Here is a 12,252-nt window from a genome sequence, read left to right as displayed (position 1 = left end):
CGCGACGATCGGCGACAGTCAGGAGTGAACGGCATGGACAGGATCGATCCGCACGCCACCCACGCCGGGCCGGACCCGCTGCGCGGCGGCGACCAGGGCACGGTGTCCGGGGGCGCGCCCGCCGGCACCTTCGACCCCTGGCGTTACCGGGACCACGCCGGGGTGGCCGACGCCGACCTGGTCGGCTACAAGGTCGAGGCCACCGACGGTGGAATCGGCAAGATCGACAGCGCCAGCCACGAGGTGGACGGCAGCTACCTGGTCGTGGACACCGGCCCGTGGATCTTCGGCAAGAAGGTGATGCTGCCGGCCGGCACCGTCAACCAGGTCGACCACGACCAGCGCACCGTCTCCGTCGACCGCACCCGGGACCAGATCAAGGCCGCCCCGGAGTACGACGAGACCAGCCACAGCGATCCGAGCTACCGGGATCGGCTGGGCGGCTACTACGACGAGACGTACGGCGCTCTCCCGCCTGGCACGGCACGCTGACGGTTCGGCTCGACGGCCGGTGGGACACGGACCCACCGGCCGTTACCGTGTGAACGTGGACGCCATCGACGACAGCCGCCATGTCTCGCTCCCAGCCACCTTCAACTTCCGCGACGTCGGTGGGTACCTCGGCCACGGCGACCGGCCGGTCCGCAGTGGCCGCCTCTACCGCTCCGACTCGCTGCACCGCCTCACCGAATCCGACCGGGACGCCTTCGCCGCGATCGGCGTCCGCACCGTCATCGACCTGCGCCGCCCCACCGAGGTGGAGCGCGACGGCCGGGTGCCGGCCTACCAGGGGCTGACCTACCGGCACATCCACCCGGAGCACGACGACTGGTCGGGTACGCCGCACGAGGAGGGCGCCAGCCTCGCCCGGTACCTCGCCGACCGCTACGCCGACCTGGCCCAGACCGGCACCGCCGGGCTGGCCGAGGCGGTCGGGCTGATCGCCGACTCCGCCAACGCCCCGGTGGTGGTGCACTGCGTAGCCGGTAAGGACCGCACCGGGATCGTCTGCGCGTTGACGCTCGCCGTGCTCGGCGTCGACGACGCCGACATCACCGCGGACTACGCGCTCAGCAGCGAGGCGTCGGCCCGATACAGCGCGTGGCTGGCCTCCGTCACCCCGGACGAGGCGGACGTGCCGGCGCCGTTCCTGGCCTCCCCCGCCGAGGCGATGCAGATCTTCCTCGACGAACTGCGTGCCGGGCACGGGTCGGTCGAGGCGTACCTGCGGCACGCCGGGGTGACCGACGAGCAGCTCGCCGCCCTTCGCGACCACCTGCTGAACGAGGCGTAGGCGAAGCGGGGTCGGCCGGTCCGTCCGACGGGCCGACCCCGTGACGATGGTCAGAGGACCCGCTGCACCCACCCGTGCGCGTCGGCGGCCTTGCCGCGCTGGATGTCGACCAACTGCTGACGCAGCGACATGGTGACCCGGCCGGGCTCGCCCCCACCGATCAGGAACTCGCCGTCCGGGAAGCGGACCCCACCGATCGGGGTGACCACCGCGGCGGTGCCGCAGGCGAACACCTCCCGGAGTCGACCGCTGGCCGCGTCGGCCTGCCAGTCGGTGAAGCTGACCGGCCGTTCCTCGACCTGGTGCCCGGCCGCCGCCGCGAGCGTCATGATCGCGTCGCGGGTGATGCCGGGCAGGATCGTGCCGGTCAGCGGCGGGGTGACCACCGTGTTGTCGTCGTAGACGAAGAAGACGTTCATGCCGCCCAACTCGTCGACGAAGCGGCGCTCCACCGCGTCCAGGAAGACCACCTGGTCGCAGCCGGCTTCGATGGCCTCCGCCTGGGCGGCCAGCGACGCGGCGTAGTTGCCACCGCACTTGGCCGCGCCGGTGCCGCCGGGTGCGGCCCGGGTGTAGTCCGGGGAGACCCAGACCGTGACCGGCTTGACGCCACCGGTGAAGTACGCCCCGACCGGAGAGGCGATCACCAGGTAGAGGTATTCGTTGGCCGGGCGGACGCCGAGGAACACCTCGCTGGCGAACATGAACGGCCGCAGGTAGAGGCTGCCGTCCTCGCCGGTGGGGATCCACTCCTGGTCGATCTCGATGAGCTTGTGCAGCGAGTCGACGAACACCTCGGGCGGCAGCACCGGCATCGCCATCCGCTGTGCCGACGCGACGAACCGGGCCGCGTTGGCATCCGGCCGGAACATCGTCACGCCGCCGTCGGCCGTCCGGTACGCCTTCAACCCCTCGAAGATCTCCTGCGCGTAGTGCAGCACGGCGCTGGCCGGGTCCATCGGGATCGGGCCACGCGCCTCCACCCGGGCGTCGTACCAGCCCTTGCCCTCCGCGTAGCGGATGGTGACCATGTGGTCGGTGTGGACGCGACCGAACCCGGGGTTGGCCAGCAGGGCGGCCCGGTCGGCGGCGGATACCGGCGCGGGATTCGGACGGATCTCGAAGTCGAGCTTGTCACCACCGCTCATCGCGCTGACCTCCCTGCGGGACGACGGCATGCGGGACCGCACACCGAATTGGCTGTGCCAGAAAACTTACCCCGAACGGTCGTTCAGCGGGTAGCGCCGTCCGGGCAGGACGGCGGGCCCGGGCAGGCCGACGCCGGGGTGGTCAGGCTACGGCGTGGGCGGCGAGCCGGTCGCCGACCTCTTCGGTCCGCAGCGTCACGCCCGCGGTGCGGCTGGCCAGCTCGGCGGCGACCGCCGCGTTGACCCGGGTTGCGGCCTCGGCGTGCCCCAACTGCTCAAGGAGGAGCGCGGCGGAGAGCACCGCGGCAACCGGATCGGCGACGCCCTGACCGGCGATGTCCGGCGCCGAGCCGTGTACCGGCTCGAACATCGAGGGGTACGCCCCCTCGGGGTTGATGCAGCCGCTGGCCGCCAGCCCGATCCCGCCGGTGACGGCGGCGGCGATGTCGGTGAGGATGTCTCCGAAGAGGTTGTCGGTGACCACCACGTCGTAGCGCTGCGGCTGGGTGACCAGGAACATGGCCGCCGCGTCGACGTGCTGGTATTCGGTGGCGATGTCCGGGTGCTCGGCGGCGACCGTGTCGAAGGTGCGCGCCCAGAGCGACCCGGCGTGGGTGAGCACGTTGGTCTTGTGCACCAGGGTGACCTTGCGCCGCTCCCGGCGGCCGGCGCGGGCGAACGCGTCCCGGATCACCCGCTCCACGCCGTGCCGGGTGTTCAGGCTCTCCTCGGTGGCGACCTCGGCGGGAGTGTCCCGGTGCAGCGAGCCACCGGCCCCGGCGTAGAGACCCTCGGTGCCCTCACGCACCACCACCAGGTCGACCTCGCCCGGCTTCACGCTGCCCAGCGGGCCGGCGACCCCGGGCCAGAGCCGGGACGGGCGCAGGTTGACGTACTGGTCGAAGGCGAAGCGGAGCTTGAGCAGCAGACCTCGCTCCAGCACGCCGGGCGGAACCGTGGGGTCACCGACCGCGCCGAGCAGGATCGCGTCGTGCCCGGCCAGCTCGGCCAGCACGGAGTCGGGCAACACCTCTCCGGTACGGTGCCAGCGGGCCGCGCCGAGGTCGTACTCGGTGGCCTGCACGCCGGGCAGTACCGCGTCGAGGACCTTGCGGGCCTGCGCGACCACCTCGGGCCCGATGCCATCCCCGGCCACCACCGCGATCCGCGCCACGACCGCACTCCTCTGCTCAACGGTTCCGTCCGGGCAACGGTACGTCCCTGTCCCGCCTCCCGGTACGCGGCTTCCACTATTCGAGACGCGCGGATGCACAGCACCCTCTCAGCTGAGACTCATGAGGCGGTCATCTCCGCTGCCTACCGTGGTGGTCAGTGGGTCACGGGGGCCTGCTGACCACCCGGGGTCGCGGCGACGCGACACCAAGCGCGAGGGGGCAGATGCGATGCGCATCGACGAGCAGCCACGGACCCGCTGGCCGGACCCGTCCGCATTCCGCAGCCGGCGGCCGGACCTCCGACTCGGCCGCCGACGGCAGCGGATCGACCCAGCCGCCGCCGCTGACGGCCGAATCGCCGTGCAGCACACCGTCCGCACCGCGACCGCCGAATACACCCTCCTGCTCAACGCCCCCGCCTGGCTCGGCCGCCGAGGCGTCGGTGAGGCACTGCGGGACAGCGTGGCCGAGCTACGCGCCATCGACCTCACCTACGGCCCGAACCGGCCGGACAGCCTGGTCTCCCGCCTACGTCGCGGCGAGATCAGCCCCGACTCGTACCCACCCCTCGCCGACCTGGTGGACCGCTGCACGGCCATGCGCGCCGCCACCGACGGGTGGTTCGACGCCTGGGCGGTGCCCGGTGGCTTCGACCCGGGCGGCCTGCTCGGCGGCTGGGCTGTCGAACGCGCCGCCGAGAGACTGCGCGCCGCAGGCATCCACGACTACGCCGTACTCACCGGTGCCGACCTCGTCGTCCGGGGCCACGCGTCGCACGGCGGGCCGTGGCGGGTCGCCGTGCACCACCCGACCGCCCCCGAGCGCGCGCCGCTGGTGTTGGAGATGACCGCCGGCGCGGTCGGCACCTCCGGGGTGACCGGACGGCAGGGACATGTGGTGGACCCGCACACCGGTGAGCCGGCCGACCAACTCGTCGCCGCCACCGTCGTGGGGCCCGATCTGACGATCGCCGACGCCTACGCCACCGCGCTGTACGCGGCCGGCCCCACCGGCCTGTCGTGGTTCCGTGGCGACGCCGACTATCGCGTGCTCTTCGCCCACCGACGCTGAACAGCAGGTCGTCGCAGCGAGCCCGTCTCCCCGCGGCGCTCCGGCCCGATTCGCACCTCGACCGCCCACAACCGGTGAACCCGGTGATGGTTCCGCTGCCGGCGAACCCCGTCGCCGGTGCTGGTCGGCCGGTCGGGCCTTGCGATCGGCCCCCACGGTCTCGGCAACGACCGTGGGGGCCGGTCAGCGACGAGTGCGCGTGGCTCGCACAATCGAGGGGTGCGGACCGGTCGGGCCGGACGTCGACCGCGCCACCCGAAGACGGGCCGGTGCCTCGACTCGGCCAGTGACCGCAGCACGTACGCTAGCGAATCGACGCAACTCGACGCAAGAGTCTCCACACCGGACCGTCCTGGCCGGAGGTTGCGGAATTCGGCAGTTGGGCTGGCGGCGAGGCAGTTTCGACATGGTGAACGGCGGATGGCACGCTGTCCGCCGTGAGTTTCGATCTGAGTGTGTGGGCCCTGGAGGACGGGGCGACGCCCGAGGACGTACGGGCAGCGGTCGACGGTTGCCGGCAGGGGCGACACATCGACCGTTACCCGGACCCGCGGGTGGTCAGCTTCTACCGGGCCATCACCGCCTCCTATCCGGACCGCCATCCCGGCCCGAACAGCCCGTGGGCGGTGGCGCCTCTGCACGCCGCCCACGACCATGTCGAGCTGAACCTGCATCCGACCTGCGCGGACCAGGTGCTGCTGGACATCGAGCGGCTGGCCGGCGAGCACGGGCTCATGCTGTTCGACCCGCAGGACGGCTCGGTCTACCCGCCCCCGGCCCGGATGCCCGGCTGACGCCGGGTCATCTCACCCGGACACGACAAGGGGCCCAGCGGATCGCCGGGCCCCCATGGTGCTGTGCCGTCGTTACTCGTCGCGCAGGTCCGCCGCGCTGGCCGCCGTGGCACCGATCGAGTCGGCGGCCGAGGTGAGCAGGTCGGCGCCGAGCGCCTGGTCGACGGTGAGCGTCATCAGCGTCTCGCCACCCGCCTCGCGCCGAGCCACCTGCATGGCCGCGATGTTGATGCCCGACTCCCCGAGCAGGGTGCCGACGGTGCCGACGACACCGGGCCGGTCCGCGTAGCGCAGGAAGAGCAGGATGCCCTCCGCGCCGATCTCCACGTCGAAGCCGTCCACCTCGGTCAGCTTGAGGACGTCGCGAGCACCGGAGTGGGTGACCGTGCCGGAGACGCTGACCGTACGACCATCCGGCAGCGCGCCACGAACCGTGACCAGGGTGGACTGCTCGGCCGTCTCGGCCAGGGCCGCCAGGGTGACCTCGACACCGCGCTCCGCCGCCAGGTGCGGGGCGTTGACGTAGGTGACCTGGTCCTCGACGACCGAGCTGAACAGGCCCTTGGTGGCCGCGAGCTTGAGCACCGACACATCGTGGCTGACGATCTCGCCGCGCACCTCGACCGTGACGCTGGCGGCGACCCCACCGGCGACCGCGGTGAACGCCCGACCCAGCTTCTCCGCCAGCGGCAACAGCGGCCGGACATCCTCGGCGACCAGGCCACCGGCCTGCACGTTCACCGCGTCCGGGACGAACTCGCCCTGCAACGCCAGCTTGACGCTCCGGGCCACGGCGAGACCGGCCTTGTCCTGCGCCTCGTGGGTGGAGGCGCCCAGGTGCGGGGTCGCCACCACGTTGTCGAAGGCGAACAGCGGCGAGGAGGTGCACGGCTCCTTGCTGTACACGTCGACGCCGGCGCCGGCGACCCGACCCTCGGCGATCGCGTCGGCGAGGGCCTGCTCGTCGACCAGCCCGCCGCGGGCGGCGTTGACGATGCGGACGCCCGGCTTGACGATCGCCAGCTCCTTCTCACCGATCAGGCCCACCGTCTCCGGCGTCTTGGGCAGGTGGATGGAGATGAAGTCGCTCTCCCGCAGCAACTCCTCCAACCCGACCAGGCGTACGCCGAGCTGCGCCGCACGGGCCGGCTGGATGTACGGGTCGTACGCGATCAGCCGGGTGCCGAAGGCGGCGATGCGCTGCGCGAAGAGCACCCCGATCCGACCGAGCCCGACCACGCCGACGGTCTTGCCCTGCACCTCGACACCTGTGTACTTCGACCGCTTCCACTCCCCCGCCTTGAGCGCCGAGCTGGCGCTCGCGGTGTTGCGGGCGACGGCGAGCAGCAGTGCGACGGCCTGCTCGGCGGCGGAGACGATGTTGGAGGTGGGCGCGTTGACGACCATGACGCCCCGGGCGGTGGCGGCCGGCACCTCGACGTTGTCCAGCCCGACGCCCGCCCGGGCGACCACCTTGAGTCGCGGCGCGGCGGCGACCGCCTCGGCGTCGATCTGGGTCGCGCTGCGCACGATGACGGCGTCGGCCTCGGAGAGCGCCGAGAGCAGGGCCGGACGGTCGGTGCCGTCGACGTGACGGACGTCGAAGTCGTGGGCGAGCACCTCGATGGCGGCGGGGGCGAGTTCTTCGGCGATCAGTACGACAGGATTCATCGGTCCTCGTAGAGGTCGTGTTTGCGATCGGCCCGGGCGGCGGGGCGCCGCACTGCGCCCCGCGCTGATCCGTGCCGTGGCCGTCAGGTGCCGGCTGCTGCACCTACAGGCGATCGTAGGGGCCGCGCTGCCCGGCATGTTCCGGTCTGTGGGGTGAGGGCCCTCACACGCCCGGTCGAGCGACGGACATCGGCAGTTCACCTGACCGAAACGGTTGCGTCCGCCCACTACAAACGGGTCCGGGAACCGGCTGAAGGAGGCGTCCGTGCTGATGGCCACGCGTGTCGTCCTGCTCCGGCAGCTCAGCCGCGTCGATCCGGCACGGTTCGGTCCGACGTTTGCCGAGGCGTTGGTCACCCGGTCCCAGCAGGTGAAAATCCGACGCAACTTCGTACGTCGGCGGACGGCCGCCGCCGACGAGGCGGTCGCGCTCTACCGGCGGCTGGTCCTCGACCGGCCGGGCCGGCACGAGGTGGGGCTCGCCCGGGCGCTCGTCGCGCAGGCGTCTGTCCCCGACGACCGCACCATGACCTCAGCGCTCGCACAGGGCCAAGAGGCGATCGGGTACGTCGAGGACGCGACCGACCGGGACGGTCTGGTCGTGCTGGCCTCGGCGCAGCTGATGATGGCCATCCAACTCTCGCCCGAAGCCCCCCGGGAGGCGTTGTCGTTCGCGGAGCAGGCCCGGGAGACCTGGTTACGGTGCACGCCGCTCGGTCTTCGGGAGCGGACGGACCTGGCCCGGTCCCTCACTGCGATCGGCTACTGCCGGGCGACGCTGGGCGAGCCGGCGGAGGCGCTTGCCGCCCGGGAGGAGGCGGTCGAGATGTTCCGTCGGCTGCCCTTCTGGACACGGCAGAGGTATCTGCCCTCCCGACTCGATGCGACGGCCGGGCTGGCCCACTCCCTCGCCACGTACGGCCGGTGGACCGAGGCGCTGACAATGGCCGTGGACGCTCGCGAGGAGCTCGTCTTCTGGTCCCGGTGGGAACCGCTACGGGCCCGTCCGCCGCTCGCCAACCTGTCGTTGGTGATCGCCAGGTGTCACGTCGGGCTCGACGAGACGCAGGCGGCGGTGACGACGGCCACGAAGGCGATCGAGCACTGCCGCTGGCTGGCCGGGCGCGACCCCGTTCGACACCGGCGTCGGTTGGTCGTCGCGCTGCGCGCGCAGGCCGTGATCCTCCAGGCCGTCGGTCGGCACGAGGAGGCCGCCGGGGCAACCGGCGAGGCCGAGACGATCGAGAGCCGCTGAGACAGGGCCGGCGGCCGGCGACCCGCGCTGGGGAGAGCGCACGATCGCCGGCCGCCGGTGGACCGTTGCGGGTCGAACCTGTCAGGCGGTCTCGGTGATCGGGCGGTCGACCCAGCTCATCATGCCGCGCAGCTTCTTGCCGGTCTCCTCGATGGGGTGCGCCGCACCCTCGGCCTGCCACTTCTTGAAGTTCGGCCGACCCGCCTCGTCCTCGGCGACCCACTCGCGGGCGAACTCGCCGGACTGGATCTCGCCGAGGATCTTGCGCATCTCGTCCTTGACCCGGGAGTCGATGATGCGCGAGCCACGGGACAGGTCGCCGTACTCGGCGGTGTCGGAGATGCTGTAGCGCATCTTCGCGATGCCGCCCTCGTACATGAGGTCGACGATCAGCTTCAGCTCGTGCAGGCACTCGAAGTACGCGACCTCCGGGGCGTAGCCCGCCTCGGTGAGCACCTCGAAACCGGTCTGCACCAGCGCCGAGGCACCGCCGCAGAGCACCGCCTGCTCGCCGAACAGGTCGGTCTCGGTCTCCTCGGTGAAGGTGGTCTTGATCGCGCCCGCCCGGGTGCCGCCGATGCCCTTGGCGTAGGCGAGCGCGAGCGCGAGGGCGTTACCGCTGGCGTCCTGCTCGACGGCGACGAGACACGGCACGCCCTTGCCGTCGGCGTACTGGCGGCGGACGAGGTGACCGGGGCCCTTCGGCGCGACCATCGCCACGTCGACCTCGGCCGGCGGCTTGATCAGGCCGTACCGGATGTTGAAGCCGTGGCCGAAGAAGAGCGCCTTGCCCGCCGCGAGGTTCGGCTCGATCGACTCGGTGTAGAGCTTGCGCTGGGCGGTGTCCGGCGCGAGCACCATGATCACGTCGGCCTCGGCGGCGGCCTGCGCCGGCGTGAGCACCCGCAGGCCCTGCTCCTCGGCCTTCGGACGGCTCTTCGAGCCCTCCGGCAGACCGATCACCACGTCGACGCCCGAGTCGCGCAGCGACAGCGCGTGGGCGTGACCCTGGCTGCCGTAGCCGATCACCGCGACCTTCCTGGCCTGGATCAGGCCGAGGTCGGCGTTGTCGTCGTAGTACACCTCAACGCTCATCAGAAACTTCCCTTTCGTACGACGGCCGGGGCGGCCCGTCGTGGTCTGTGTGGTTGGGTCCGGGAGGCCCGCCGGGGCCGACCGGTGGCGTCAGGCGGCCCGTAGCGCGGGGCCTGCGGTGATCGAACGCGAGCCGCGCCCGATCGCCACCAGCCCGGACTGGACCATCTCCTTGATGCCGAAGGCTTCGAGGTCGCGCAGCAGCGCGTCGAGTTTGTCAGGGGTGCCGGTGGCCTCGATGGTCAGCGTGTCCGGTGCGACGTCGACCACCCGGGCGCGGAACAGGTTGACCGTCTCCAGCACCTGGGACCTCGCGGCCCGGTCGGCGCGGACCTTCACCAGCAGCAACTCCCGGGCAACCGACACCTGAGGGTCCAGCTCGACGATCTTCAGCACGTTGACCAGTTTGTTCAGCTGCTTGGTGACCTGCTCCAACGGGGACGACTCGGCGTTGACCACGATGGTGATCCGGGAGACGTCCGGGTTCTCGGTCTCACCCACGGCGAGGCTGTCGATGTTGAAACCACGGCGGGAGAACAGGCCGGAGACCCGGGCGAGCACGCCGGGCTTGTTCTCCACGAGCACGGACAGGGTGTGCATGGTCATGCCACGACCTCGCTTCGCTCGGTCGTGCCGCGACCGTGGGCAGGGCTGAGCTTGCTGATTCGTTCGCTGTGCTCACTCATGTCAGATGTCATCCTCGTCGAAGACCGGGCGGACGCCGCGGGCGAACATGATCTCGTCGTTGCTGGTGCCGGCGGCGACCATCGGCCAGACCATCGCGTCCTTGCCGACCACGAAGTCGATCACCACGGGGGCGTCGTTGATCTCCATGGCGGCGGCGATGGTCTTGTCCACGTCGGCCGCGTTCTCGCAGCGCAGGCCGACGCAGCCCAACGCCTCGGCGAGCTTGACGAAGTCGGGAATGCGGTGCTTGTGCGTGCCCAACTCGGTGTTGGAGTAGCGCTCGTTGTAGAAGAGCGTCTGCCACTGCCGGACCATGCCGAGGTTGCCGTTGTTGATCACGGCGATCTTGACCGGGATGCCCTCCAACGCGCAGGTGGCCAGCTCCTGGTTGGTCATCTGGAAGCAGCCGTCACCGTCCACCGCCCAGACCACCGTGTCCGGCTTGCCGACCTTCGCGCCCATCGCCGCCGGCACCGCGTAGCCCATGGTGCCGAGGCCGCCGGAGTTCAACCAGGTGTGCGGCTTCTCGTAGGAGATGAACTGGGAGGCCCACATCTGGTGCTGACCCACCCCGGCCACGAAGATCGTGTCCGGGCCGGCGATCTCACCCAGGCGCTTGATGACGTACTGCGGGGAGAGCGTGCCGTCGGACGGCTCGTCGTAGCCCAGCGGGTAGCGGTTGCGCAGGTCGTCCAACTGGGTCCACCAGTCGCCCAGGTCGGTGCTGCGCCCCGCCGACCGCTCGACCGTCACCGCGGCGATCAGCTCGTCGATGACGTGCTTGGCGTCACCGACGATCGGCACGTCCACGTGCCGGTTCTTGCCGATCTCCGCCGGGTCGATGTCCGCGTGCACCACCGTCGCGTCCGGGGCGAACGAGTCCAGCTTGCCGGTGACCCGGTCGTCGAACCGCGCGCCCAGCGCCACGATCAGATCCGCCTTCTGCAGGCCGTAGACGGCGGCGACAGTGCCGTGCATGCCGGGCATCCCCAGGTGCTGCCGGTGCGAGTCGGGGAACGCGCCGAGCGCCATCAGCGTGGTGACGACCGGGATGCCGGTCAGCTCGGCCAGCCGGCGCAGCCCGTCGGTGGCGCCGGCCTTGAGCACCCCGCCGCCGACGTAGAGCACCGGTCGGCGGGCGCCGGCCATCAGCCGCGCCGCCTCCCGGATCTGCTTGCCGTGCGGGTGCAGGGTCGGCCGGTAGCCGGGCAGGTCCAATGAGGGCGGCCACGCGAAGGTGGTCGGCGCCTGGAGCACGTCCTTGGGGATGTCGACCAGCACCGGGCCGGGCCGCCCGGTGCTGGCCAGGTGGAACGCCTCGGCCAGCACCCGCGGGATCTCCTCGGCGTTCTGCACGAGGAAGTTGTGCTTGGTGATCGGCAGGGTGATGCCCTGGATGTCGGCCTCCTGGAAGCCGTCGGTGCCGATCAACGGGCTGGCCACCTGACCGGTGATCGCGACCATCGCCACCGAGTCCATGTACGCGTCGGCGATCGGGGTGACCAGGTTCGTCGCACCCGGGCCGGAGGTGGCGATGCAGACACCGACCTTGCCGGTGGCCTGCGCGTACCCGGTCGCCGCGTGCCCGGCGCCCTGCTCGTGGCGCACCAGGATGTGCCGGACGGTGGAGTCGTAGAGCGGGTCGTACGCCGGCAGGATCGCGCCGCCCGGGATGCCGAAGACGACGTCGACGCCGAGCGCCTCGAGGGACCGCACGAGCGAGCCGGCCCCGGAGACCTGGGCCGGGGCGGAGGGCCGTACCGCCGGAACGGCCGGGGTCGCCGCGCTGCGTGCGGGGGCCGGGTCGACGTCGACGGTCGGGTCGGCGGCCGCGCGGGCCCGGCGGGCGGTGTGGGCGAGGGTCTCGGGCGTGGGTCTCGTCATGACGGTTCTGGCCTTCGGCTGGAGTGGCTGGTGGCTAGTCAAGCGTTGCGACACGGGCGGGGCCCGCCTCGCCGGGTTCCGATGGCAATAAAAACGGCCCTCGTGCAGATGCACGGGGCCAGCGCACTCTCATCTGGGAGAGTGCGCTCAGGTAAGTACTCGCAGCGACCGGTACGAC

At 71.5% G+C, this 12,252-nt stretch carries 11 protein-coding genes; 5 read left to right on the top strand and 6 right to left on the bottom strand.

The features are described from left to right. Window positions 1-33 precede the first annotated feature (33 nt). On the top strand, window positions 34-492 hold the full coding sequence (locus O7614_RS08120; RefSeq protein ID WP_278137860.1) for a PRC-barrel domain containing protein: 459 nt from the start codon (window positions 34-36) through the stop codon (window positions 490-492). Window positions 493-511: 19 nt separating this feature from the next. Next, the gene (locus O7614_RS08115) at window positions 512-1,294 is read left to right on the top strand and encodes a tyrosine-protein phosphatase (protein WP_278137859.1); all 783 of its coding nucleotides are present in this window, start codon (window positions 512-514) and stop codon (window positions 1,292-1,294) included. A gap of 50 nt (window positions 1,295-1,344) precedes the next feature. Here the strand turns inward: O7614_RS08115 and O7614_RS08110 are convergent, their stop codons facing one another. Further along, window positions 1,345-2,442 (bottom strand): branched-chain amino acid aminotransferase, encoded by a 1,098-nt coding sequence (locus O7614_RS08110; protein ID WP_278137857.1) that lies wholly within the window; start codon window positions 2,440-2,442, stop codon window positions 1,345-1,347. Between the two features lie 142 nt (window positions 2,443-2,584). Continuing rightward, window positions 2,585-3,616, bottom strand: a complete 1,032-nt coding sequence (locus tag O7614_RS08105; protein WP_278137856.1) for a 3-isopropylmalate dehydrogenase — start codon at window positions 3,614-3,616, stop codon at window positions 2,585-2,587. A 229-nt stretch (window positions 3,617-3,845) separates the two neighbouring features. Here O7614_RS08105 and O7614_RS08100 point away from each other — a divergent pair, with 229 nt between their 5' ends. Beyond that, window positions 3,846-4,688, top strand: coding sequence for an FAD:protein FMN transferase (locus O7614_RS08100; RefSeq protein WP_278137855.1), 843 nt, complete (start codon window positions 3,846-3,848; stop codon window positions 4,686-4,688). A gap of 437 nt (window positions 4,689-5,125) precedes the next feature. Beyond that, window positions 5,126-5,482 carry a hypothetical protein gene (locus O7614_RS08095; protein WP_278137854.1) on the top strand — a complete coding sequence of 119 codons (357 nt, stop codon included), beginning with the start codon at window positions 5,126-5,128 and terminating at the stop codon, window positions 5,480-5,482. Window positions 5,483-5,554: 72 nt separating this feature from the next. Here O7614_RS08095 and serA read toward each other — a convergent pair whose 3' ends face one another. Beyond that, window positions 5,555-7,153 carry a phosphoglycerate dehydrogenase gene (gene serA / locus O7614_RS08090; RefSeq protein ID WP_278137853.1) on the bottom strand — a complete coding sequence of 533 codons (1,599 nt, stop codon included), beginning with the start codon at window positions 7,151-7,153 and terminating at the stop codon, window positions 5,555-5,557. A gap of 271 nt (window positions 7,154-7,424) precedes the next feature. Here serA and O7614_RS08085 point away from each other — a divergent pair, with 271 nt between their 5' ends. Next, the gene (locus tag O7614_RS08085) at window positions 7,425-8,408 is read left to right on the top strand and encodes a hypothetical protein (RefSeq protein ID WP_278137852.1); all 984 of its coding nucleotides are present in this window, start codon (window positions 7,425-7,427) and stop codon (window positions 8,406-8,408) included. 81 nt (window positions 8,409-8,489) lie between these two features. Here O7614_RS08085 and ilvC read toward each other — a convergent pair whose 3' ends face one another. The 3 genes from ilvC to O7614_RS08070 all read right to left on the bottom strand — a co-directional run bounded on the left by ilvC (window position 8,490) and on the right by O7614_RS08070 (window position 12,074). Beyond that, the gene (gene ilvC / locus O7614_RS08080) at window positions 8,490-9,503 is read right to left on the bottom strand and encodes a ketol-acid reductoisomerase (protein ID WP_088991110.1); all 1,014 of its coding nucleotides are present in this window, start codon (window positions 9,501-9,503) and stop codon (window positions 8,490-8,492) included. Window positions 9,504-9,593: 90 nt separating this feature from the next. Next, window positions 9,594-10,109 (bottom strand): acetolactate synthase small subunit, encoded by a 516-nt coding sequence (gene ilvN / locus O7614_RS08075; RefSeq protein ID WP_088991111.1) that lies wholly within the window; start codon window positions 10,107-10,109, stop codon window positions 9,594-9,596. Between the two features lie 81 nt (window positions 10,110-10,190). Beyond that, window positions 10,191-12,074, bottom strand: coding sequence for an acetolactate synthase large subunit (locus O7614_RS08070; RefSeq protein ID WP_278137851.1), 1,884 nt, complete (start codon window positions 12,072-12,074; stop codon window positions 10,191-10,193). Window positions 12,075-12,252: the final 178 nt, after the last annotated feature.

The organism is Micromonospora sp. WMMD961 (assembly GCF_029626145.1).
GTDB lineage: Bacteria > Actinomycetota > Actinomycetes > Mycobacteriales > Micromonosporaceae > Micromonospora.
Note: the sequence above shows the minus strand (reverse complement) of the source record. Positions and strands in the feature narration are given on the sequence as shown.